This window comes from Alteraurantiacibacter aquimixticola, assembly GCF_004965515.1.
In the GTDB taxonomy this organism is placed as follows: Bacteria; Pseudomonadota; Alphaproteobacteria; order Sphingomonadales; family Sphingomonadaceae; genus Alteraurantiacibacter; species Alteraurantiacibacter aquimixticola.
In genome coordinates this window covers 431,501-453,238 of the sequence record NZ_SSHH01000002.1, presented here as the reverse complement: position 1 = coordinate 453,238, position 21,738 = coordinate 431,501, and the positions used below count along the sequence as shown (strand labels likewise).

23 protein-coding genes and 1 tRNA gene are annotated in these 21,738 nt (G+C 63.4%); 5 read left to right on the top strand and 19 right to left on the bottom strand.

Annotated features, from left to right (window positions below; all coding sequences use genetic code 11):
* Positions 1-99: 99 nt before the first annotated feature.
* A tRNA-Val gene (locus tag E5222_RS08665) sits at positions 100-174 on the bottom strand.
* Between the two features lie 92 nt (positions 175-266).
* A complete protein-coding gene (gene cpdR / locus E5222_RS08660; RefSeq protein ID WP_136693360.1) occupies positions 267-641 on the bottom strand; it encodes a cell cycle two-component system response regulator CpdR in 375 nt (124 codons plus the stop codon).
* A gap of 135 nt (positions 642-776) precedes the next feature.
* On the opposite strand from cpdR, the gene E5222_RS08655 reads away from it, so the two are divergent.
* Positions 777-1,745 (top strand): N-formylglutamate amidohydrolase, encoded by a 969-nt coding sequence (locus tag E5222_RS08655; protein ID WP_246021626.1) that lies wholly within the window; start codon positions 777-779, stop codon positions 1,743-1,745.
* 216 nt (positions 1,746-1,961) lie between these two features.
* Here E5222_RS08655 and E5222_RS08650 read toward each other — a convergent pair whose 3' ends face one another.
* A complete protein-coding gene (locus E5222_RS08650; protein ID WP_136693359.1) occupies positions 1,962-2,759 on the bottom strand; it encodes a SapC family protein in 798 nt (265 codons plus the stop codon).
* A gap of 90 nt (positions 2,760-2,849) precedes the next feature.
* Positions 2,850-4,298, bottom strand: coding sequence for an FAD-binding oxidoreductase (locus tag E5222_RS08645; protein ID WP_136693358.1), 1,449 nt, complete (start codon positions 4,296-4,298; stop codon positions 2,850-2,852).
* Between the two features lie 133 nt (positions 4,299-4,431).
* On the opposite strand from E5222_RS08645, the gene E5222_RS08640 reads away from it, so the two are divergent.
* Both E5222_RS08640 and E5222_RS08635 read left to right on the top strand, forming a co-directional pair.
* A complete protein-coding gene (locus E5222_RS08640; protein ID WP_136693357.1) occupies positions 4,432-5,016 on the top strand; it encodes a hypothetical protein in 585 nt (194 codons plus the stop codon).
* Between the two features lie 149 nt (positions 5,017-5,165).
* A complete protein-coding gene (locus E5222_RS08635) occupies positions 5,166-6,560 on the top strand; it encodes a DEAD/DEAH box helicase (protein WP_136693356.1) in 1,395 nt (464 codons plus the stop codon).
* Positions 6,561-6,693: 133 nt separating this feature from the next.
* On the opposite strand, the gene E5222_RS08630 is transcribed toward E5222_RS08635, so the two are convergent.
* The 5 genes from E5222_RS08630 to E5222_RS08610 are packed head-to-tail and all read right to left on the bottom strand — an operon-like array spanning position 6,694 to position 11,819.
* Positions 6,694-7,914: a hypothetical protein gene (locus E5222_RS08630; protein ID WP_136693355.1), complete on the bottom strand. Its 1,221-nt coding sequence runs from the start codon at positions 7,912-7,914 to the stop codon at positions 6,694-6,696.
* A 5-nt stretch (positions 7,915-7,919) separates the two neighbouring features.
* On the bottom strand, positions 7,920-10,217 hold the full coding sequence (locus E5222_RS08625; RefSeq protein WP_246021625.1) for an ATP-dependent helicase: 2,298 nt from the start codon (positions 10,215-10,217) through the stop codon (positions 7,920-7,922).
* 46 nt (positions 10,218-10,263) lie between these two features.
* Positions 10,264-10,812 carry a 16S rRNA (guanine(966)-N(2))-methyltransferase RsmD gene (gene rsmD, locus E5222_RS08620; protein WP_136693353.1) on the bottom strand — a complete coding sequence of 183 codons (549 nt, stop codon included), beginning with the start codon at positions 10,810-10,812 and terminating at the stop codon, positions 10,264-10,266.
* Positions 10,809-11,585 carry a pseudouridine synthase gene (locus tag E5222_RS08615; RefSeq protein WP_136693352.1) on the bottom strand — a complete coding sequence of 259 codons (777 nt, stop codon included), beginning with the start codon at positions 11,583-11,585 and terminating at the stop codon, positions 10,809-10,811. The genes rsmD and E5222_RS08615 overlap by 4 nt, the downstream gene beginning before the upstream one ends.
* Before the next feature lie 39 nt (positions 11,586-11,624).
* On the bottom strand, positions 11,625-11,819 hold the full coding sequence (locus E5222_RS08610; protein WP_136693351.1) for a hypothetical protein: 195 nt from the start codon (positions 11,817-11,819) through the stop codon (positions 11,625-11,627).
* Positions 11,820-12,062: 243 nt separating this feature from the next.
* On the opposite strand from E5222_RS08610, the gene E5222_RS08605 reads away from it, so the two are divergent.
* Positions 12,063-13,796 carry an AmpG family muropeptide MFS transporter gene (locus E5222_RS08605; protein ID WP_136693350.1) on the top strand — a complete coding sequence of 578 codons (1,734 nt, stop codon included), beginning with the start codon at positions 12,063-12,065 and terminating at the stop codon, positions 13,794-13,796.
* Positions 13,797-13,799: 3 nt separating this feature from the next.
* Here the strand turns inward: E5222_RS08605 and E5222_RS08600 are convergent, their stop codons facing one another.
* From E5222_RS08600 to trpB, 5 genes are all read right to left on the bottom strand, one after another.
* Positions 13,800-15,146: a bifunctional folylpolyglutamate synthase/dihydrofolate synthase gene (locus E5222_RS08600; RefSeq protein WP_136693349.1), complete on the bottom strand. Its 1,347-nt coding sequence runs from the start codon at positions 15,144-15,146 to the stop codon at positions 13,800-13,802.
* Positions 15,147-15,251: 105 nt separating this feature from the next.
* Positions 15,252-16,100, bottom strand: coding sequence for an acetyl-CoA carboxylase, carboxyltransferase subunit beta (accD, locus tag E5222_RS08595; protein WP_136693348.1), 849 nt, complete (start codon positions 16,098-16,100; stop codon positions 15,252-15,254).
* Positions 16,101-16,226: 126 nt separating this feature from the next.
* On the bottom strand, positions 16,227-17,009 hold the full coding sequence (gene trpA, locus E5222_RS08590; RefSeq protein WP_136693347.1) for a tryptophan synthase subunit alpha: 783 nt from the start codon (positions 17,007-17,009) through the stop codon (positions 16,227-16,229).
* On the bottom strand, positions 17,006-17,284 hold the full coding sequence (locus tag E5222_RS08585; RefSeq protein WP_136693346.1) for a hypothetical protein: 279 nt from the start codon (positions 17,282-17,284) through the stop codon (positions 17,006-17,008). The genes trpA and E5222_RS08585 overlap by 4 nt, the downstream gene beginning before the upstream one ends.
* Entirely contained in the window at positions 17,281-18,516 is a 1,236-nt protein-coding gene (trpB, locus tag E5222_RS08580) for a tryptophan synthase subunit beta (RefSeq protein ID WP_136693345.1), read from the bottom strand. Before trpB ends, E5222_RS08585 begins: the two co-directional genes overlap by 4 nt.
* A 222-nt stretch (positions 18,517-18,738) precedes the next feature.
* On the opposite strand from trpB, the gene E5222_RS08575 reads away from it, so the two are divergent.
* The gene (locus E5222_RS08575; RefSeq protein WP_246021624.1) at positions 18,739-19,167 is read left to right on the top strand and encodes a porin family protein; all 429 of its coding nucleotides are present in this window, start codon (positions 18,739-18,741) and stop codon (positions 19,165-19,167) included.
* Between the two features lie 73 nt (positions 19,168-19,240).
* On the opposite strand, the gene E5222_RS08570 is transcribed toward E5222_RS08575, so the two are convergent.
* Genes E5222_RS08570 through E5222_RS08550 form a run of 5 tightly spaced genes read right to left on the bottom strand, consistent with a single transcriptional unit; the run spans position 19,241 to position 21,706 of the window.
* Positions 19,241-19,876, bottom strand: a complete 636-nt coding sequence (locus E5222_RS08570; protein WP_136693343.1) for a phosphoribosylanthranilate isomerase — start codon at positions 19,874-19,876, stop codon at positions 19,241-19,243.
* A gap of 31 nt (positions 19,877-19,907) precedes the next feature.
* The gene (locus E5222_RS08565) at positions 19,908-20,279 is read right to left on the bottom strand and encodes a bleomycin resistance protein (RefSeq protein ID WP_136693342.1); all 372 of its coding nucleotides are present in this window, start codon (positions 20,277-20,279) and stop codon (positions 19,908-19,910) included.
* A 37-nt stretch (positions 20,280-20,316) separates the two neighbouring features.
* Entirely contained in the window at positions 20,317-20,661 is a 345-nt protein-coding gene (locus E5222_RS08560) for a VOC family protein (protein ID WP_136693341.1), read from the bottom strand.
* Between the two features lie 2 nt (positions 20,662-20,663).
* Entirely contained in the window at positions 20,664-21,341 is a 678-nt protein-coding gene (pyrF, locus tag E5222_RS08555) for an orotidine-5'-phosphate decarboxylase (RefSeq protein ID WP_136693340.1), read from the bottom strand.
* Positions 21,338-21,706 carry a hypothetical protein gene (locus E5222_RS08550; protein ID WP_136693339.1) on the bottom strand — a complete coding sequence of 123 codons (369 nt, stop codon included), beginning with the start codon at positions 21,704-21,706 and terminating at the stop codon, positions 21,338-21,340. The genes pyrF and E5222_RS08550 overlap by 4 nt, the downstream gene beginning before the upstream one ends.
* Positions 21,707-21,738 lie beyond the last annotated feature (32 nt).

Sequence of the window (21,738 nt, the reverse complement as noted above, 5' to 3'; positions counted from 1 at the left end):
GGAGGCGGATATGGCGGGGGCGGTGAGTGGGGCCGATCCGGGCCCCAAAACGACGAAACCCGCCGCTTTCGCGACGGGTCTTCGATCATTGGCGGAGAATGGTGGGCGTACCAAGGTTCGAACTTGGGACCCCTACGATGTCAACATAGTGCTCTACCACTGAGCTATACGCCCCGAGCCATTCTGCCTCTGCCTCTCGCATATGCGCGCGGCAGGCGGGCCATCTAGCGCCGGTCTGGCCGCGTGGCAAGACCCTTGAACACCGCTTATACCATCATCGGCACGGCATCTTCGAACATGCGCTCCACTTCCCTCACCAAATCCTTGAGATGGAAGGGCTTGGATAGCATCTTGGCATGCGGCGCCTCGCGATTGGCGCGCAGGGTGACGGCGGCGAAGCCGGTGATGAACATCACCTTGGTGGACGGGCTGACCTCGTTGCACTTCTGCGCCAGTTCGATGCCGTCCATCCCGGGCATCACGATATCGCTCAGCAGCAGGTCGAAGATCTCGGTCTGGATCAACGGAAGCGCTTCCACGCCGCTGCCCACCGCGACTACGGAATATCCTGCGTTTTCCAGTGCGCGCGTAATGTAGCTGCGCATGGCCTCGTCGTCTTCGGCCAGCAGGATACGGATCATGGTGTGCTCCTTCTTCTTAATCTCGCAACCGGGGCCTAAACCGACCCGCCGCAGATTTCCCGCCGCATTTCGCGGGTGACCAGCTTTGGAACAGCAATTTTGACTTCGTGCATAAGACAGGCCAGCACTGTGGTCATGGCCGATATGCCGAAAATCCCCCGCGATTCGGGACCGGTACAAGGCGGGCTGCTGCCCGGTGCCGAAGGACAGGCCGCGTTCGAGCTGCATCGGCGCAAGCCCTCGGCCGTTCCGGTCCTGCTGGCCGTGCCGCATGCCGGACGCGCCTATCCGCCCGACTTGCTCCAACGGATGCGCCATCCCGAACAGGCGTGCCTGCGGCTGGAAGACCGGCTGGCAGACCTTGTTGCGACGCGCGTGGCCGAAGCGACCGGCGCGGCGCTGCTGGTCGCCAACGCGCCGCGGGCGATGATCGACCTCAACCGCGCGACCGAGGATATGGACTGGGAGATGGTTGCTGGAGGCCGCCCAGGTTCGGCCTTGCGCGAAGCGCTTGGCGGACGGGCGCGATATGCCGCCGGCCGCCGCGCGCGCAGCGGGCTGGGGCTGGTGCCGCGCCGCCTGCCGGGCATGGGCGAATTGTGGAAGTCGCGGCTCGATCCCGAAGAGCTCGACGCGCGGATAGAGCTGGTTCACCGCCCCTATCACGGCATGCTGGCGCAAGCGCTGGAAACGTTGCGCGATCGCTGGGGAGCGGCGTTGCTGCTCGACATTCACTCCATGCCGCCGCTTGGCAGCAAGGCCGGCCACGATCCGGCGCCCGATTTCGTCATTGGCGATCGCTACGGCTCGTCCTGCGGCGCGCATCTCAGCCTTGCCGCGTTCCACCATTTCGATGCTGAGGGACGGCGCGCGGCGCATAACCGTCCCTATGCCGGGGGCTATGTGCTCGACCGGCACGGCGCTCCCGCGCGCGGTCTGCACGCCATGCAGGTGGAAATCTGCCGTGCGGCCTATCTTGACCCCTCGCTGCAAGAGGCGGGCGAGGGGCTGGATGCGGTGGCGGATGTTATCGCCGGGCTGGTGCGCCGGCTGGCGGAGGAGCTGGTGGCGGGCCCGCGCAGCATGCCGCAGGCCGCCGAATAGCGAATCGACTCCAGACAAGAAAAAACCGCCCCGTGCGCGAAGCACGAGGCGGCCAAGGTTCAGGGAGGAAGTGCGCATTCACGCACTTATCCCGTCCGGCCATGAGGGGAGCCGGGGGGACACCGTTAAAATAGTGCGAAATTCGGGCTGTTCAAGTGCAGACGCGGGCGAATACTTCGCCAGCGCCTGCACGGAATAGAAAAGCTTCCGAAAGGATCAATTGACCGGAGCGGCTTCCGCAGCGTTTGCGGGGATGCTCGGGCCCTTGCCCTGCTCGCTCTGCTGGGCGAAAATCACCCGCATCAGGTCGAGCGAGAAGAGGTGCGCGAAGATCAGCGGCAGCATGCCGTTTTCGTTCCACTTGCGCAGCTGGTCACCGCGCATTTCGCGCAGCTTGTCCTGGTTGACCATCTTGAAACCGCGATAGATGAAGGGCTGGCCTTGGCCATCCTGGCGGTTGATCGCCACTTCGCCGTCCATCAGCAGCTCGGCCTTCGTCAGCTCTTCCATGAAGGTATTGGTCTTCATGCCGGCTTCCTCGAACTTCTGGCAGAAAGCCAGCAGTTCCTGCGTGTGCTGGGTCGGCTTGCCGTCCTTGTCGAAGATCTCGCGGCCTTCCTTGAAATCACCGAGCATGTCGCTCGACGGGTCGAAGCACAGCGAGAGGTCTTCCGAACCCTGCTGCAGCTTGGCGAGCAGGAAGGGATAGCGGCGGACATAGGCCGGGATATAGGGCGTGCCGATCGGCGAACCGTCTTCCTCGAAGAAGACATTGGCGCCTTCATTGAGGCCCATCAGAGCCAGCGGAACGGGGTTGTCGCCCGCGGAAAACACGATCGGGAAGCTGCGCTGGGCCTGCGGGAATTCCTCGACCGTCAGCGGGATCGCGTGCTGCTTGGCCACCCAAGGTGCCTTGTCCACGGACTTCGACTTCCACGAGCCGTGCTCCTTGCTGTTGAGCGGGGCGAGGTCCTTGTAAAGGATGGGCAGACCTTGTTTCGGCGCGCTGGCCATGAGTATCTCTCCGAAATTGGATTTTCTGGGCTGGCATGACCGCCGACAGGATGGTCCCGGCTGCGGCCTATTAAATGTTGGGGCGGGGCTTTAGTGGGTGCTCGCCTCCGGTGCAAGCGGTACGAGTTTGCCGGGATTGAGCAATCCCCGGGGATCGAGCGCGGCCTTTACCTGCTGCATGATCGCGATCTGCACCGGGTCACCGAGCCGAGCCAGCTCGTCGCGCTTGAGTTGGCCGATGCCGTGTTCGGCGCTGATCGAACCGCCCCATTGGGTGACGAGGTCATGGACATAGGCGCTGATCACCTTGCCGTCGGACGCTTCCCATTCCCCGGGCATCGCACCCTGCGGAGCGAGCACGTGGTAATGCACATTGCCATCGCCGAGGTGACCGAAGGCGACCGCGCGCGTTCCGGGGAAACGTTCCTCCACCTGCGGTACGGTGTCGGCGACGAAATCGGCCATGCTTGCGACGGGCACGGAGATGTCGTGCTGCATTGCCGGGCCCAGCGCGCGTTCGGCGGGCGCGATCTCGTCACGCAGCATCCAGAACTCCTCCGCCTGCGTCTCGTTCATGGCGATGGTGGCGTCCTCCACCAGCCCTGCCTCGAAAGCGCTTTCGAGCAGCGCCTGCGCGCGGTCCTGCAGCGTGTCGGCATCGGAAGCATCCGCGCCAAGTTCGATCAGCGCGTTCCATTCATGCGTACCCTGCAACGGGCTGCGCGCACCATGCTTGTGGCCGAGCACGGCGGCGAGCGAGTGCTTGGGCATCACTTCGAAACCTTCCAGCTCATCGCCCGCCTGCTTCTGCGCATGGACCAGCAGCTTGCGGGCATCGCGGATATCGCCAAGCCCGGCCCACATAACCGCGCGTTCCGCCAAGGCGGGCAGCAGGCGCAGTGTTGCGCCGGTAACGACGCCCAGCGTGCCTTCGGATCCGATCAGCAGCTGCTTCAGGTCGAAACCGCGATTGTCCTTCTTCAGTGGCACCAGCGAATCGAATACGGAGCCGTCCGCCATGACCGCTTCGATCCCCAGCACCTGCGCGCGCATCGATCCGTGGCGCAGCACTTGCGTGCCCCCGGCATTGGTGGAAATCAGGCCGCCGATCGTCGCCGATCCCTTGCCGCCCAGCGTGAGCGGGAAGCGCAGGCCGTGCGCCTCAACCTTCTCGTGCAATGTCTGCAGGATCACGCCCGCCTCGCAAGTGATCTCGCGCGCATCCTCGTCGAAACGGGTGATTGTGTTCATTCGCCGCAGGGAGAGCACCAGCGCATCGCCGCTCTCATCCGGCGTGGCGCCGCCTGACATGCCGCTATTCCCGCCCTGCGGCACGATCGGTACGCCATATTCACCGCACAGTTTCACCAGCGCGGAAACCTCGGCCGTGGAGGCGGGGGAGGCGAGGCCGATCGCGCGCCCGGTGTAGCGCCCGCGCCAGTCGGTCAGCCAGGGATCGACCAGCTCCGGGTCCTGCGTGAAACCGCGATCCCCCAGCAACTGGCGGGCGGCATCGCAAAAGGCGTCTTGCGTCATCATGGCGCGCCTCATGCCAAAGCCAGGGCAGGCTTGCAAAGGCGAAACCGCAGGTTAAGCCACTATTCAACGAGGGACGCTAGACACGAAGAGGAACGACGGGTGGCATCATGCGCCCGTACCAAGAGCAACCGCCTTGAAACGACAACTCTTTCTTGCCTGTGCGGGTCTGGCCGCCCTTGTCCCGGTGATCGCGGCCGAGGCGCCTCTGCGTGCGCAGGAAACAGTCGTCAACGAGAGCGCGCAGCCCGAACGTCGCCGCCCGCATCTTGGGCTGGATGCAGTCTACACCACGCCATTCCGGGCGATGGAGGAAGCGCGCCGGCCCGAAAGCATGGGGCAGGTGCGCATTCGCCAGCGGGTAATCATTCGCGTCTCTCCCAGCCCGCCCGATTCCCGCGACCGCATGCTTTCGCTCGCCCCGCGCAACGAGGCCGGAAGCAGCGTGCGCGAAGTGCGCCATGACGACTGCGTCGAGGTGGATGACATCGTCGGCGTGGAGCCCACGTCTGACAACCGCCTGGTGCTGTTCATGGAAAATCGGCAGGTCCTCAAGGCCACGCTCAACCGCTCCTGCACGGCGCGCGCCTTCTATTCCGGCTTTTATGTCGAGCGGAATGAGGACGGCCGGCTTTGCGTGGCGCGCGACCAGTTACAATCGCGTGCCGGGCAGAGCTGCCTGGTGGAGGAGCTGAACCGGCTGGTGATCACCGGCAACTAGATACCTGCCGCCCGAGCGGACGCAGGGCCATTTTCTTGACTTTTCCCCCCTTGGGTGCATAGGGCGCGGCAGTTCTGGCGGACCTGACGGTTCGCCATCCTCCGCCTGCGGGTTTCCGCAGGCCTCAAGACCCGGACATACCCACGCTTATGAAGTTTGCCGATCTCGGCCTTTCCCCCGAATTGCTCAGCGCCGTAGCCGATGCCGGCTATGAAAGCCCGACGCCGATCCAGGCGGAGGCGATCCCGCAGGTGCAGATGATGCGCGACCTGATCGCCATCGCCCAGACCGGTACGGGCAAGACCGCCAGCTTCGTGCTGCCAATGATCGACATTCTCGCCCATGGCCGCCGCCGTGCGCGCATGCCGCGTTCGCTGATCCTTGAGCCGACGCGCGAGCTGGCGATGCAGGTGGCGGAGAACTTCGAGAAATACGGCAAGAACCACGATCTCAACATGGCGCTGCTGATCGGCGGCGTGCAGATGGGCGACCAGGTCAAGGCTCTGGACGAGGGCGTGGACGTCCTCATCGCCACGCCGGGCCGCTTGATGGACCTGTTCGAGCGCGGCAAGATCCTTTTGACCGGCTGCGACCTCCTCGTAATCGACGAGGCGGACCGCATGCTCGACATGGGTTTCATCCCCGATATCGAGTTCATTTGCGAAAAGCTGCCGACCCAGCGCCAGACGCTGCTCTTTTCGGCCACCATGCCGCCGCCGATCAAGAAGCTGGCGGACAAGTTCCTGACCAATCCCAAACAGATCGAGGTCGCCCGAGCGGCCACCACCAACAAGGACATCGCCCAGTTCAAGGTGGAGATCAGCCCGCGCAAGAAAAAGCAGGCGCTGAAATATCTGCTCGAGGTCGACAATGTGACCACGGCGATCATCTTCGCCAACCGCAAGACCACGGTGCGCGATCTCAACAAGGACCTGCAGAAATCCGGCTTCAAGAGCGGCGAGATCCATGGCGACATGGACCAGTCCAGCCGCATTGCGGAGCTCGACCTGTTCAAGAAGGGCGAGGTCAACATCCTCGTCGCATCCGACGTCGCCGCGCGCGGCCTCGACATCAAGGGCGTATCCCACGTCTTCAATTACGACACGCCGTGGCACCCGGACGACTACGTCCACCGCATTGGCCGCACCGGCCGCGCCGGGGCCAAGGGCCGCGCGATCACCCTGGTGACGCCGGAGGACAAGGAAGCGCTCGAGAATGTCGAGAAGCTGACCAAGTTCAAGGTGCCCGAATTTCCCTGGGGCGAAGTCACGCCGCAGGGAGGGGGCAGCAGCCGGTCCGACGACGAGGAGCGGGACGAAAAGCCTGCTGAGAAGAAGTCCCGCTCACGCCGCGAGCGTGACGATGAACCGCGCGCCAAGCGGGAGCGCAAGCCGCGCGAGGACAAGCGCGAAGAGCGCCGCGAGGAAGAGCCGCGCGAGGAAAGACGCGAACGCAAGCCCCGTCGCGAAGACCGCGAGCCGCCGAGCAAGCCGGGCGAATGGAACGGCCCGATGCCGGGGTTCCTTGGGGTTGGGTTCGATTGAGCTTCGGATCTTGGCCAATGTTTGGCGACAAAAAGTGAGGCTACTGACCCGACGCCGGTCGACGCTTTATGCCGCGAAAGAGTGAGTTGGGTGTGCGAGTGTTCGCAGAACTCCGCGATTTCGCTTTTCTACCTTAAGCGCCTGTTGTGGATCCTCCAGGAATAAGGTCTGGATGGTCAATTCCATCAGCGACAAGCCCGACCTTGGGTTCCCCTACCGTTTCATCGATATTAATGAACCCAAATAGCCATGGGCCGTTTTTCCTGACATATGAAGCTTCCCAAAACGTGCCATTGCCGTCGAGTCCAGGAACTGACTTCATAATATTTACTCGATGAACTCCGGGTGGAAGTACGCCAACAATCGGGCTGTCCACCATGGCCTTCTTCAGGAATTTTGTCTCTGGCTTAACCTCTATGTACCTAACGGAGCTGCTTCTACTTATTTGCGATCTAATCTTCTTCTGTCTTTGTATGGTTATATTTATCAAGTTGTCCAAAACGTACACGGACTTCTCGTGCAAAAATTCGTCATCTTTTATGTCAAAATCATGTTCAACAACCCATTTTTCATCGTTGAAATCGTAAACCCTAGGGGTTAGGCGCCAGATGTTCCAAAATTTGTGTACATCTATACCATCTCTAATTAGGTCGGCTTCTATTCTGGTGTGATCCAAAACAATATACTCGCTTGGCGATCGTACATTCTCTTCAATGTAGCGCGAGTTTTTTGCATAGTAGGGTGCATGGCAAAGCGAGAAGGGGCTCAATATCCCTTTATTGTGACTCTTGTTGTCATTCTTAAATTCCCTAATGTCATAATTTTTTTCGAATTGAGCGTAGAACGCCTTCCGAGAACTTATGAGTGATTCGTAGAAATCTCCACTGGAGATATGAATCTGGGACTCGCGTAAATATTCTTTAAGATTTTCATCTTCTACGAGGTCAATCAGGCTTACTTCATCGATATTTTTATCGAAAACAATCAGGACCGTATCCCTGATGAATTCGGGGACGATCTTTCCCATGAGGTCAATAAATTCATCATTCGGGAGCGTAAGGTGGTGCTTTGCAGCGACCCTGGCGCGATTGAACTGAAGTATACGCGCCCGCAAGGGGAGTTCTCGGTCAGCCAGTTTGTCGTCGATCTTATCGAGATACTGCTCGAATGTGCAGCGATCAGGGAGCTTTGCATTGAGATGGTCTGCACAGGCGATTAGCGTCGCTTCAATAGCTTCGTGCAGTAGGTTAATCGCAACAAATTTAGAGCTTTGTTGCGGTGAAACCATCTGTTCAGACGCGAGATGAAGGTAATATCTAGCGAGCAGTATTTGTTGGACAAGGCGTTCATCCATGGCTCTTAATCCGCCTTCTGCACAAAGCTGTCGATCACGCGCTTCGTCCCCGCATGGTCGAAGAGGATCTCCAGCTTGTTGCCTTCCATCCCCATGACTTCGCCATAGCCGAATTTGTCGTGGAACACGCGTTCGCCCACGGCGATGTCGCCGCGAGGCTTGGCGGCGAAGCTGGCGGCTGAGCGGGTGCTTTCCTTCACGCGGACCTGCTTGGTCTCGTAGCCGCTGGCGAGCGCGCGCTGCCAACCGGGGCCGCGGGCGCTGGAGCGGTCGGGCTTGTCGCGCGAGACATGGGCGAAGGGGTCTTCGCTTTCGGACCAGTTGGCGCGCCACAGGCTGGCACCGCCGGTCATGGTCGTCTCCTGGTTGAACGTGTCTTCGGGCAATTCCTCGATGAAGCGGCTGGGGATCGAGCTGGTCCACTGGCCGTAAATGCGCCGGTTGGCGGCATGCAGGATCGTGCAGCGCCGCCGCGCGCGGGTGATCGCGACATAGGCGAGGCGGCGTTCCTCCTCGAGGCTGGCGAGCCCGCCTTCGTCGAGCGAGCGCTGCGAGGGAAACACGCCTTCCTCCCAGCCCGGCAGGAAGACATGGTTGAACTCCAGCCCCTTCGCCGCATGCATGGTCATGATGGTGACCTTCTCGCCATCGTCGGCGCGGTCATTGTCCATCACCAGCGCGACATGTTCGAGGAAATCGGCGAGCGTCTCGTACTCTTCCATCGCGCGGGCGAGTTCGGTGAGGTTTTCCGCGCGCCCTGCGCTTTCGGGCGAACGGTCGGCCTTCAGCATGTCGTCATAGCCGCTTTCGGCCAACACGGTGCGCAGCAACTCGGAGGGCGTCACCTCCTCGCTCATTTCGCGCCAGCGCAGGAACATCGCCATCAGTTCGGCAATGGTCTTGCGGGCACGGGCAGGCAGCTCGTCGCTATCGGCCAGCTCCAGCGCTGCGGCGGCGAGCGGAATGCCCTGGCGGCGGGCGTGCTGGTACATCTTCTCCAGCGTCTTCGCGCCAAGCCCGCGCTTGGGCTGATTGTAGATGCGCTCGAAACCGAGGTCGTCCGCGGGCTGGGCGATGACGCGCAGGTAAGCGAGAGCGTCACGGATCTCGGCACGCTCGTAGAAACGGAAGCCGCCGATGATACGGTAATTGAGGCCGATCTGGATGAAGCGGTCCTCGAATTCGCGCGTCTGGTATTGCGCGCGTACGAGGATCGCAACTTCGTCCAGCGGCGCGCCTTCATGTTCCAGCCGCTCGATCTCCTCGCCCACGCGGCGCGCTTCCTCGGGCGCGTCCCAAACGCCGATGACGCGCAGCTTCTCGCCCGCATTGAGCTCGGTCCACAGCGTCTTGCCGAGGCGTTGGGAGTTGGCGGCGATGAGGCCCGATGCGGCGGCAAGGATCTGTGGGGTGGAGCGATAGTTCTGCTCCAGCCGGATCACCTTGGCGCCGGGAAAATCCTTTTCGAACCGCAGGATATTGGCAACTTCTGCGCCGCGCCATGAATAGATGGACTGGTCATCATCCCCCACGACGCAGATATTCTTGCGCTCCTGCGCCAGCAGGCGGAGCCACAGATACTGGACGGCATTGGTGTCCTGGTATTCGTCCACCATCACATATTTGAAGCGCTGCTGGTACTGCTCCAGCACGTCGCGATGCTGGCGGAAGATGTTCAGCATGTGCAGCAGCAGGTCGCCGAAGTCGCAGGCGTTCAGCGCCTTCATCCGCTCCTGATAGGTGCGGTACATCTGCTGGCCCTTGCCATTGGCATAAGACTCATTGTCCATCGCATCGAGATCGCCGGGATTGAGCCCGCGATTTTTCCAGCCATCGATCAGCCCCGCCAGCTGGCGTGCGGGCCAGCGCTTGTCGTCGATCCCGGCATCCTGGATCAGCAACTTCAGCAGCCGCAGCTGGTCGTCCGTGTCGATGATCGTGTAATTGCTCTGCAGCCCCACCAGTTCGGCATGGCGGCGCAGCATGCGCGCGCAGATCGAGTGGAAGGTGCCGAGGAAGGGCATACCTTCCACCGCATCGCCGATCAGCTGGCCCACGCGGTGGCGCATCTCGCGCGCGGCCTTGTTTGTGAAGGTGACGCAGAGGATCTCGCTCGGCCACGCCTTCCGTTCACGGATCAGATGGGCGAGGCGATGGGTGAGGGCGGCGGTCTTGCCCGTGCCCGCACCCGCCAGCATGAGCACCGGGCCTTCGGTCGTCAGCACGGCTTCGCGCTGCGGTTCGTTGAGTCGCGCGAGCCATTCGGGCGCGCCGGAATCGGCGGGGAGGGCGGGGTCGGTCACAGGTGAACAACTAGGGAACACGCGCGCGCCGTGCAAGGGCGCAGGGTCATTCTTCCTCGATGCGCAGGATGGTGAGCTTGGCCTTGCCGACATTGCGCTCGGCATCCACGATGAAGCCCTTGAGGCTGAACGCCTCGTCACGCGCGGTCTCCAGCGTCACCCAGCTTGCCGGGCCGATCCAGCCGAGGCGGCGGAGCTTGTCGAGCGCCACCTGACCCGCACCTGTGCCATAGGGCGGATCGAGCATCAGCAGGTCGAGCGGCTCCTTCGCCGGGCCCAGCGCCATGACCGAGGATGCGCGCACATCGCAGCGCGGCTGCGCGCGCAAAGCGGCGATATTGGCGCGCAGGGCGCGGATCGCGGCCGGGTCCTGTTCGGCAAACAGGCAATGCGCTGCCCCGCGCGACAGCGCCTCCAGCCCCAGCGCGCCGGAACCTGCGAACAGGTCCGCCACTTTCAGCCCCTCGAAGTCGCCAAGGCGGCTCACCAGCATGGAGAACAAGGTCTCGCGCGTGCGGTCCGCCGTGGGCCGTGTGGCATCGCCTTCGGGCGCGCGCAGCTGGCGGCGCTTCCATTCGCCGGCAATGATCCTCACAGCGCGCCCGCCCGCTTCAGCTGCGTTTCGAAGGGCTGAAGCTCGTGCTTCTTGAATTCGATAGCCTGTCCGCGCGGCAAATCGCCGATATGGAAGGGACCATAGGCGGTGCGGATCAGGCGGTTCACCTTGAGGCCGAGATGTTCGAGCACACGGCGCACTTCGCGGTTCTTGCCTTCGGTCAGCGTCAGCTCGATCCACTGGTTGGCGCCGGTCTTGCGCTCCATGTTGGCGTCGATCTTGCCGTAGCGAACGCCATCGACGGTCACGCCATGGATGAGCTCCTCCAGCTGTTCCTGCGTCACATCGCCGAAGGTGCGCGCGCGATAAGTGCGCTCGATCTTGCTGGAAGGCAGCTCCATCGCCCGCTTTAAAGCGCCGTCATTGGTGAGCAGCAGCAGCCCTTCGGTATTCATGTCGAGCCGCCCGACCGGCATCAGCCGCGGCGTGTCCTTGGGCAGGGCATTGCGCAGGGCGGTGTAGATCGTCGGGCGACCGGAGAAATCGCGCTCCGCCGTCAGCAAGCCGGCGGGCTTGTGGAAGGCGAACAGGCGCGTGCGATCGGCCTTGCCGACGGGCTTGTCATCCACCGTCACGCCTTTCAGCGATTCCAGAAGTGTGGCGGGCGTGGTGATGAGTTCACCGTTGAGCTTGATCCGCCCTGCCTCGATCATCCGCTCCACCTCGCGGCGGCTGGCGACGCCTGCGCGTGCGAGGAGTTTGGCGATGCGATCGCCGGTTCTAGCGCCTTTGCGGTCGTCTTCGTGTGACATGGCCCGCGCCTTAGCCGCCTTCGCGCGGGCGGGAAAGGCTTAGCGCTCTCGCGGATGCGGCAGGCGGTGCGAATCGCCCAGCACTTCCGGCCTGGCCTTTGTCCAGCCCTTGTCCCCGCGATGCAGGGCGCGCGCGCAGCAACGGCATTTCGTCCTGTAATCAACACCATCGAACCAGACGCGATCGCGAGCAATCGCATGCTTGCCGAACGTGCAGAACAGATACTGAAGCATGTCGTACCCCCCAGTCCGTCTGCTTTCAGTCATCACCTCCCATTCCAAAAATATCATGAAGGCGAGGGGCGAGAAAGGTGCCCGGTTAAGCACGTTAACAAATGCACAGGGTTGCAGCGTCCCTGCGTTGGCGGGACCCGCGCGATCCTCTAACACTGCGGCATGGTCACTGGCGGAGGTTCCGCCATAGTCGCGTGAGCAGCGGTCAGCGCGGGTTCACGAACAGGCGAGGAAGGTCGAGGAATGGCAGAAGCAGCTAAGAAGAAGCCGGGCTGGGGCACGCTGTTCCGCTCGCTGCGAAATCCGAAGAGCGGCTATATGGCGCTGTTCGGATTTGCCAGCGGCCTGCCTTTCGCGCTGTTCCTGGGTACGCTCTACGCCTGGCTGAGCGAGGCTGAGGTCGAGCTGGAGACGATGGGCGTCTTCTCGCTGATCGGCCTTGCCTATGCCTTCCAGTTCCTCTGGTCGCCGCTGATCGACAAGGTGTCGATCCCCGGCTTCAGCAAGTTGGGACGGCGCAAGCAGTGGATCGTTCCCGCGCAGATACTGCTGGGCGTGATCCTGATCGCGCTGAGCCTTTCCAACCCCACCAACGAGGCGATCGGCTGGTTCAGCCTGCTGGCGGGCATCGGCGCGCTGGCGAGTGCGACGCAGGATATTGCCATCAACGCCTGGCGCATCGACGTGGCGGATGAAGAGGCTTCGCTCGATATCCTCTCCACCATCTACCAGATGGGTTACCGGCTGGCCGCACTGGTGGGTGGCGCGCTGGGGCTAATCATCGCCGCGCGGATCGGCTGGCCGCAGACCTACCTGATGATGGGCGCGATCCTGCTGGCGATCGGCATTGCGGGCCTTTTCGCGCCGGACAGCAAGGCTGGCGAGAATGTCGACGGCACGGTGGGTGACGAGCTGCTGCTCAGCCTGCGCAAGAAGGGTGAGCTGCACCCCTCGGTGCGCGCCAAGGCGTTGGCAGCCGTCGGCCTGCTGTGGGCCGTCGCCATCGGCGTGGTGCTCACCTTCATGTACATGTCGCTGGCCTATCCACCTGACCAGCGCCCGAACCCGACCGAATTTACGCTTAGCTACGGGCCCTGGATCATCGTTGCGACGGTGGTGATCCCTGCCTTTATCGCAGGCTGGCTCGCCTCTCAGAAGGAGAAGGGCGAGAATGTGATGACCGAGGACCTGCCCGAACGGGCGGGCGGTTCCTACGCGTTGGATCATCTCTACCGCGCGCTGGTGATGCCGCTGGTGGAGTTCGTCGGCCGCATGGGCTGGTCGCTGGTGCTGATCCTCTCGCTCGTGCTTACCTACCGTATCTGCGATGCGATCTGGGGGACGTTTGCCTATCCGTTCTACCTGGGCGAGCTGGAGTACACGAATGACGAGGTGGCCTTCGCCTCCAAGTTCTTTGGCGTCGGCGCGATCATCGCCGGGCTTGCGCTGGGCGGATATATGCTCACCGTCATCGGACGCATGGCGACGCTGACCATCGGGGCGCTACTCGCCGCGCTGACCAACCTGCTTTACGCTGACATGGCCATTGGTGGCGCGACCATGCAGGCCGCCAGCGATGCCACCGGTTTCTCCTGGTTCATCAGCACCATCGCACCCTTCGGTTCCGATGCGCTGCCGCGGCTGACCTTCACCATCATGTGGGAGAACCTTGCCATCGGCATCGCCGGGGCGGCCTATGTCGCGTGGCTCAGCTCGATCGTCTCCAAGAAATATTCCGCCGTGCAATATGCGCTGCTTTCCTCGCTAACCCTGCTGGTGGGTACGCTGGGGCGCGGCGCGCTGGGCGAGATGATCGAGGAACAGGGCTATTACACCGTCTTCATCTTCACCACGCTGATCGGCGCGGTGGCGGTGGTGCTCTGTGTTCTCGAGTGGATCCGTGAATCGCGGGCGGGGAAGAGAAGCGGCGTGGTGGCGCCCGATGTGCATGACGCGTCAGCTCAGCCGGCGGAATAGACCTTAGTCCGGAACTTCCCCGTTCGCCTTAAGCACATTCCCGGCAAGGTAGAGCGACCCCGCGATCAGCACCGTGCCGCCCTTCTTGTGGCGGCTGGCGAGGCCTTGCAGCGCTTCTTCGAGGCTATCGGCCATATGCACCTCGCCCACGCCCGCATTGCGCGCCATGGCGGCGAGGTCTTCCAGCGGGTGGTACTCGCTCCCCTCGATCGGGATCGCAGTGAAGGAGGAGAGGTGCGGCGCGATGATTTCCAGCGTCGTGCGCGCATCCTTGGCGCTGAGCATGCCCATGATCGCGTCGACCGGCTTGTCCGCCTTGCTGTCGAGGAACTTCGCCATCGCCAGCGCCGCATCGGGATTGTGCCCGCCGTCGAGCAGCACCATCGCCTCTGGCAGCAGGCGGGTAAGCGGGCCGTCGGCCAGAACCTGAAGGCGCGCGGGCCAGATGGCGCTGCTTATGCCTTCGGCCATCGCTTCGGGTGAGACGCTGACGACGTCCTGATGCCGCAGCATGGCGACGGCGAGGGCGGCATTGTCACCCTGGTGGCTGCCGGGCATTTGCGGCAGCGGCAGGGAGAGCGTGCCGTGCTCGTCGCGATAGGCGATGCCATCGTCGCTCACCTCCGCGTCCCACGCCTTGCCGCGCATGAATAGCGGCGCGCCCTCATCGGCGCAGCGCTGGGCGATCATCGCCTCCATGTCCTCGCGATAATTCTGCGTCACCATCGGCGATCCGGCGCGCACGATGCCGACCTTCTCGAAGGCGATACGCACTTCGGGATTGTCGGGGGAGGGGGCCGTCGGGTCCTCGTTCAGCAGGAACTGGTGGTGATCGACGCCCAGCGAGCTGATCCCGCAGGCAGCGGGCTGCACCATCACATTCGTCGCATCGAAACGCCCGCCAAGCCCGACCTCGATCACGCAGGCATCGGCAGGGACGCGGCTGAAGGCGAGCAGCGTTGCGGCTGTGGTGACTTCGAAGAAACTGGGGCCAAGGTCCTCGGAAATATCGAGAACTTCCTTGAGAAGCGCCGCCAGCATGTTGTCGGAAATCAGCTTGCCCGCCACGCGGATGCGCTCGTTATAGCGGACGAGATGCGGCTTGGTGGCGACATGGACGGTCAGCCCCTCCGCCTCCAGCATGGCGCGCAAATAGGCGCAGGTGGAGCCCTTGCCGTTCGTCCCGGCGACATGGAACACCGGCGGCAGGTCGCGCTCCGGATTGCCCAGCCGGTCGAGGATTTCGTGAATTACTTCCAGCCCAATGCGCCCCTGCGGCAGCGAGAGGGCGGACAGGCGATCGAGCTGCGCCTGCACCTCGGGATCACCGGAAGAGGCGAAGTCTTTCACAATCAGTCATCCCCGCGAAGGCGGGGATCCAGAAAGGCCCCCGCATTGAAGTTTCGTTGGCGCGCTACTGGATTCCCGCCTTCGCGGGAATGACGAATTTCTCGCTTAGGCCGCCTGTGCGGGCGACAGGTAATCGAGCAGCTTCGCGAGCGTCTCGCGCAGCTCCTTGCGCGGCACGACCATGTCCACCATGCCGTGCTTGTGCAGGTATTCGGCGCGCTGGAAGCCTTCGGGCAACTGCTCGCGGATCGTTTCCTGGATCACGCGCTGGCCGGCAAAGCCGATCAGGGCGCCCGGCTCGGCAATATGGACATCGCCCAGCATGGCATAGGATGCGGTGACGCCGCCCGTGGTCGGGTCCGCCAGAACGACGATATAGGGCAGGCCTGCTTCCTTCAGGCGCCGCGTCATCACCGTGGCGCGCGGCATCTGCATCAGCGAGAGGATACCCTCCTGCATGCGCGCACCGCCTGCTGCGGTCACGGCGATATAGGCGCAGCGCTCATCCAGAGCCTTTTGCGCGGCGGCGACGAAGGCATTGCCCACCGCCATGCCCATGCTGCCGCCCATGAAGGTGAAGTCCTGCACGCCGACAACAGCCTTCTCGCCTTCGATCTCGCCGAAAGCGGCGGTGAAGGCATCGCGATGCGGGTTGCTGGCGCGGGCGGCCTTCAGCCGGTCGGTATAGCGCTTGGAATCGCGGAATTTCAGCGGGTCCTCGGCCACGACGGGATCGGGCAGCAGGATGTACCCCGGGTCCATCAGCTGCTCCAGCCGCGTATCCGCGCCGATGCGGCCATGATGGTCGCAGCGCGGGCAGACCGACAGGTTCGCCTCGTATTCGCGGGTGAAGAGCATCTCCTGACAACGCGGGCACTTGACCCAGAGGTTGTCGGGAGTTTCGCGCTTGTCCCCCCAGGGAAGCGCATTGCGGACACGGGATAGCCAACTCATGAATGGGCCCCTAGCTCGTTTTATTCGTCATTGCGAGGGGGCGATAGGCCCCATGGCAATCCAGGGTGTGGCGCGTATCCGCTCTGGATTGCCGCGTCGCTTCGCTCCTCGCAATGACGGGAGTGGTTATTTCCTTGCGTTGTGAACTGCCTCGGCAAGGCTTGCGGTGAGATCGCGCAGCTGTGCCGGGGCCTCCGCGCCATATTCGCCGACCAGTTCGACAAGGGCGGAGCCGACGACGACGCCGTCCGCCACCTTCGCGATCGCCTCTGCCTGTGCGGCGGTGCGCACGCCGAAGCCGACCGCGACGGGCAGGTCGGTATGCCGCTTGATGCGTGCCACATTGTCCTCGATCGAATCGATGGCCGCCTGCTGCTTGCCGGTGATCCCGGCGACAGAGACGTAGTAGAGAAAGCCCGAGGAGCCATCGAGGACGGCCGGCAGGCGCTCACCATCGGTCGTCGGCGTGGCGAGGCGGATCGGGCTGATGCCCTTCGCGCGCAGGGCCGGGCCGAGATCGGGATCCTCCTCCGGCGCGAGGTCGACGCAGATCACGCCATCGACGCCCGCATCGGCGATATGCTCGGCAAACCATTCCGGCCCGCGGCGGACCATCGGATTGGCATAGCCCATGAGCACCAGCGGAATGTCCGGATGCCGCTCGCGGAAAGCCTTGGCATGGGCGAGCACGTCGGCGGTCTTCGTCCCCGCACCCAGCGAGCGCAAATTCGCCTTCTGGATCGCGGGGCCATCGGCCATGGGATCGGTGAAGGGCATGCCCAGCTCGATCACATCGGCGCCGCCCTCGACTAGCGCGTCGAGATTGGCGGCGGTATCGCCGTCGCCTGCGGTGATGAAGCAGACGAGCGCCGCGCGGTCGGGCGAAAAGGCGTTGGAGAAGCGGGTCATTTCTTGGGGTTCCACCAAGCAATCGTGATCAAAGTCAGTCCAATCCAGAACAAGGCAAGCGCCACGAGCCCTGCCATGATTGGCAGCTTTGGTGCGCAATAGTCGAAACAAAACTCAGGCGGTGATGCGACGCCGAAAAGCTCTGAGAACTGGTCCCATTGCCCCATCACGGCGGCGAAGACGTAACTTGCGGTAATCCAAGCCTGAACGCAGACGGCGAGAAAGGATGCTCCAAAGGCGAATATGGCGAAGAGAAGTCGCCGGTCTCGCTTCACATCTCCACTCCCAACGCCTCGGCCACGGTGAAGATGTCCTTGTCCCCGCGTCCGCAGAGATTGGCGAGGATCACCTGGTCACGGTCCATCTCCGGCGCGCGCTTCATGATCGCTGCCAGCGCGTGGCTGGGTTCGAGCGCGGGGATGATGCCCTCGGTGCGGCAGAGGAACTGGAAGGCGTCCAGCGCCTCGCCATCCATGATCGAAGTGTATTCGACGCGGCCGGTTTCCTTCAGCCACGCATGTTCGGGGCCGATGCCGGGATAGTCGAGACCGGCGGAAATCGAATGCGCCTCGGCAATCTGGCCGTCCTCGTCCTGCAGCAGGTAGGTCTTGTTGCCGTGGAGGATGCCGGGGAAGCCGCCCGCAAGGCTGGCCGCGTGCTGCTTGTCGAGCCCGTGGCCCGCCGCTTCGACGCCGAGCATGTTCACGTCCGGATCATCGAGGAAGGGGTGGAACAGGCCGATGGCGTTGGAACCGCCGCCGATTGCCGCCACCAGCAGGTCCGGCAGGCGGCCGGTGCGCTTCATCATCTGTTCGCGCGCTTCGATCCCGATCACGGACTGGAAATCGCGCACCAGCTCCGGATAGGGATGCGGGCCGGCGGCGGTGCCGATGATGTAGAACGTGTCATGGACGTTGGCGACCCAGTCGCGCAGCGCCTCGTTCATCGCATCCTTCAGCGTCGCCGCGCCGCTGGTGACGGGCACCACCTCGGCGCCGAGCAGCTTCATGCGGAAGACGTTGGGCGCCTGCCGCTCGACATCGGTCTTGCCCATATAGACCACGCAGGGAAGGCCGAAGCGCGCGCAGACGGTGGCAGTGGCCACGCCGTGCTGGCCCGCGCCGGTTTCCGCAATGATGCGCGTCTTGCCCATGCGCAAAGCGAGCAGGATCTGCCCGATGCAATTGTTGATCTTGTGCGCGCCCGTGTGATTGAGCTCGTCGCGCTTGAACCAGACCTGCGCCCCTTTGCCTTCAGGCGCGTTCTCACGCAGCGCATCGGTAAACCGCTCCGCATAATAGAGCGGGCTGGGGCGGCCAACGTAATGTTCCAGCAGGTCGTCAAACTGCGCCTTGAACGCCGGATCGGCCTTGGCGGCGGTGTATTCCCGCTCCAGGTCCAGGATCAGCGGCATCAGCGTTTCGGCCACATAGCGGCCGCCGAACTGGCCGAAATGGCCACGCTCGTCGGGCTGGTTGCGGAAGGAATTGGGCTTCTGTTCGGTCATGACCAGCCGCGATTGGCAGAGCGCACAGCCCTTGTCCAGAAGCGCTTCGTCGAACGCTAACGCCGTTGGTCGGATTTTTTCGGCAGGTGCGTGTTTTACAACGAGGCGGCCATTTGGCGTTCAGCAAAATCCGCCGACTTCCGCAGCGGGGTTCGCCGGCATGGGGCCGTGCGATCCCCGGAGAACTTTCAAATGCACAAGTACAAATCTGCCCTGGCCGCAATGGCGGCCGCAACCGCTGCCCTTGCCGTTCCCGCCGCTGCCAATGAAGCGCGCGTGGAAGCCCGGGGCGGTATTTTCTGGGCCGGCGATGCCGAGGAAGCGACGGCAGGCGTGGCCGCCGGTTACGACTTCGATCTTGGCAATTCAGCTTTCATCGGCGGCGAAGTTTCTGCCGACAAGGTCCTGGCCGAAGATAACGATGTCTATTTCGGCCTGACCGGTCGCGCCGGCCCGAAGATCGGCGATAATGGCCGCATCTTCGTCGCCGGTGGCTACACCGTTGGCGAGGGTGAGGACGTGCCGCATGTCGGTGGCGGCTTCCAGTACCAGCTGGGCCCGAAGGTCTATTTCAAGACCGAATATCGCCACTTCTTCAGCGACTTCGCCGATGGTGACTCACTGGTCGCCGGTGTCGGCGCTCGCTTCTAAGGCACTTCCTTGAAAGCGACCGTGCCGACGCACGGATATGGGGGCAGTCCGCTGGATGCGGGCTGCCCTTTTCCTATGCGTCGCGCGCCGCCCGGCAGAAGGCGCGAATTTTCTCGATATCCTTGAGGCCCGGCGCGCTTTCCACACCAGAGGATGTATCGACAAGAGGTGCGCCTGTCTGCCTGATCGCTTCGCCCACATTTTGCGCGGTGAGGCCGCCCGCAAGACCCCACGGCGCCTTGTGCTTGAAGCCGGAGAAGAGCGACCAGTCGATCGCCAGCCCCTGGCCGCCGGGCAGCTTTCCCGCGGGCGCATCGTAGAGCAGCATGTCCACCGCGCCGACATAACGCTGCGCATCGTCGAGCATCGCGCGGTCCTTCACCCCGCAGGCCTTCCACACCTCGCATCCGAGGACATCGCGCAAGGCGGCGCAGGTCTCCGGCGTTTCCTTGCCGTGTAGCTGGACCACATCGGGGCGCACCGCCTCGCAGGCGCGGCGCAATTCGTCCTGCGGCATGTCCACCACCAGCAGCACCGGCTTAACGGCATCGGGCACGGCCTGCCGCAGGCGCGCTGCGTCCTCCAGCGACAGGTGGCGCGGGCTGCGCGCGAAATGCACCAGCCCCACATGGCTCGCCCCCGCATCGGCGGCGGCGCGCACTTGCTCAGGCGTCTTCAACCCGCAGATCTTGATCGCAATGCCGGACATGGGCGCGATCTAGTCGCTTGCGGCGCCCGCGTCACCCCTCCGGCGGATTCTGCACCAGCCGCAGCAGCGATCCGTCGGGATCGACCAGGTAGGCGATGGTCAGCCCGCTGATGTCGCGCGTGGGTGGGACGATGCGCGGGATGCCGCTGCGCGCTTCCGGAATACCGGCCTCGCGGCATTGGCTGACGATCGGCTGAAGATCGTCGAGCCTGATACAGCAGGAATGGTTGTTCTCCGCCGGATCGAGATCGGGCCAGGGAAAGAATTCGAGCTGCACCTCTCCGCGCCGCAGGATCAGCCAGTGGCCCGAGCGGTAGGAGGCAGCAAAGCCGAGCTTGCTGTAGAAGCGCTCCGTCTTGAGGAAATCGCGCGAGGGCAGGTTGGGGGTTGCGTTGTCTGCCATGCTCGCGTTCTAGCTCTTCGCGCCGCGAAGCACAGCCCTACTCTTCGACGATGTGCCACAGGGCGTCGGAGGGGTCCGACAGGAAGCCGGTCCGCTTGCCCCAAGGCTGCATGGCCGGAGGACTAAGAATCTCGATCTCGAACCGCTCCGCCAAACCTTCGGTGCGCTTCCACCACTCGTCGAGGTCATCGACCCGCAGCTGCGCCATCCAGTTACGCGCCCAATTCGCGTTGAAATAGGGCTGGATCACGATCGTCGCGCCCTCATAGTCCATCGTCGCGACGCTCTCGTCACGATAGGTGACCTCGAACCCGAGGGCCTCGTAGAAAGCGATGGAAGTGGTAATATCCTTCGAGGGTACGAAGGGGCAGGCCTTGCTCATCCCTAAAGCGTCGCCTCGATCTCTCGTGCCGCTTGTGCGGGGTCGGGCGCACGGCTGATCGGACGGCCGACGACAAGTACCGATGCGCCATCGTCGCGGGCCTGGCGCGGGGTGACGACGCGCTTCTGGTCGCCTGCGGCAGAGCCTGCAGGCCTGAGGCCGGGGACGACGAAGAAACCGTTCTTCCACTGCTTGTGCACCGCGCCCACTTCCTGTCCCGAACAGACGATGCCGTCGAGGCCCGATGCTTCGGCGAGTTCCGCCAGCCGCATCACTTGATCGTGCGGCGTGCCGGTAACGCCGGTCTTGTCGAGGTCGTTCTGGTCCATGCTGGTGAGCATGGTGACGCCCACGACCTTGCAGTTCTCGCCCGCGGCGGCCTTGGCATCCTCCATCATAGCGCGCCCGCCACTGGCATGAATGGTGACGATGGCGGGTTCGAGCACGTGGATCGCCTGCATCGCGCCGGCGACCGTATTGGGGATGTCGTGGAATTTCAGGTCGAGGAAGATCGGCAGCCCCGCCGCATGGGCCACTTCGTGCACGCCATGCGCGCCATGGGCGCAGAAGAATTCCAGCCCCAGCTTCAGCCCGCCGACATGCCCCTTGACCTTCTGCGCCAGCTCCACCGCGGCATCGAGCTGCGGCACGTCCAGAGCAAGGTAGACCGGATTGCTCACGGCAGCGGCGCTCCCTTGTCGTCTTCGGGCGCTTCGGGCTCGGGCGCGAAGGCACCGGGCTCGGGCTGCTCCGCCGGATGGGCGACGTCAGCTGAGCCAGGCTTCTGCACCGGCGTGGTCGCGGCGGTGCGCGCGGCGCTTTCCAGCGCGACGATGCGGCGGTTGGACTGCCACTTCGATGCGCGGTGATAGAGCCACATCGGGATGAAGCCGATCAGGAAGCTGACCACGATGATCGCGGGCAGCATGGTATCGACCAGGAGGTTGTCCCAGATCCGCACCGAGACGGGGATCCAGTTGGCGTAGGAGAAGATGGCCAGCGCCACCAGCAGCAGCACCCAGATGACTGTGCGGACGACTTGCATGGCTCTTCTACCCTTATTCAATTATCCAGCTT

Bases quoted from the DNA above. Each gene is read 5' to 3' on its own strand.
- cpdR (WP_136693360.1), bottom strand. From the start codon at position 641: ATGATCCGTATCCTGCTGGCCGAAGACGACGAGGCCATGCGCAGCTAC.
- E5222_RS08655 (WP_246021626.1), top strand. From the start codon at position 777: ATGGCCGATATGCCGAAAATCCCCCGCGATTCGGGACCGGTACAAGGC.
- E5222_RS08650 (WP_136693359.1), bottom strand. From the start codon at position 2,759: ATGGCCAGCGCGCCGAAACAAGGTCTGCCCATCCTTTACAAGGACCTC.
- E5222_RS08645 (WP_136693358.1), bottom strand. From the start codon at position 4,298: ATGATGACGCAAGACGCCTTTTGCGATGCCGCCCGCCAGTTGCTGGGG.
- E5222_RS08635 (WP_136693356.1), top strand. From the start codon at position 5,166: ATGAAGTTTGCCGATCTCGGCCTTTCCCCCGAATTGCTCAGCGCCGTA.
- E5222_RS08630 (WP_136693355.1), bottom strand. From the start codon at position 7,914: ATGGATGAACGCCTTGTCCAACAAATACTGCTCGCTAGATATTACCTT.
- E5222_RS08615 (WP_136693352.1), bottom strand. From the start codon at position 11,585: ATGTCACACGAAGACGACCGCAAAGGCGCTAGAACCGGCGATCGCATC.
- E5222_RS08610 (WP_136693351.1), bottom strand. From the start codon at position 11,819: ATGCTTCAGTATCTGTTCTGCACGTTCGGCAAGCATGCGATTGCTCGC.
- E5222_RS08605 (WP_136693350.1), top strand. From the start codon at position 12,063: ATGGCAGAAGCAGCTAAGAAGAAGCCGGGCTGGGGCACGCTGTTCCGC.
- accD (WP_136693348.1), bottom strand. From the start codon at position 16,100: ATGAGTTGGCTATCCCGTGTCCGCAATGCGCTTCCCTGGGGGGACAAG.
- trpA (WP_136693347.1), bottom strand. From the start codon at position 17,009: ATGACCCGCTTCTCCAACGCCTTTTCGCCCGACCGCGCGGCGCTCGTC.
- trpB (WP_136693345.1), bottom strand. From the start codon at position 18,516: ATGACCGAACAGAAGCCCAATTCCTTCCGCAACCAGCCCGACGAGCGT.
- E5222_RS08575 (WP_246021624.1), top strand. From the start codon at position 18,739: ATGGCGGCCGCAACCGCTGCCCTTGCCGTTCCCGCCGCTGCCAATGAA.
- E5222_RS08570 (WP_136693343.1), bottom strand. From the start codon at position 19,876: ATGTCCGGCATTGCGATCAAGATCTGCGGGTTGAAGACGCCTGAGCAA.
- E5222_RS08565 (WP_136693342.1), bottom strand. From the start codon at position 20,279: ATGGCAGACAACGCAACCCCCAACCTGCCCTCGCGCGATTTCCTCAAG.
- E5222_RS08560 (WP_136693341.1), bottom strand. From the start codon at position 20,661: ATGAGCAAGGCCTGCCCCTTCGTACCCTCGAAGGATATTACCACTTCC.
- E5222_RS08550 (WP_136693339.1), bottom strand. From the start codon at position 21,706: ATGCAAGTCGTCCGCACAGTCATCTGGGTGCTGCTGCTGGTGGCGCTG.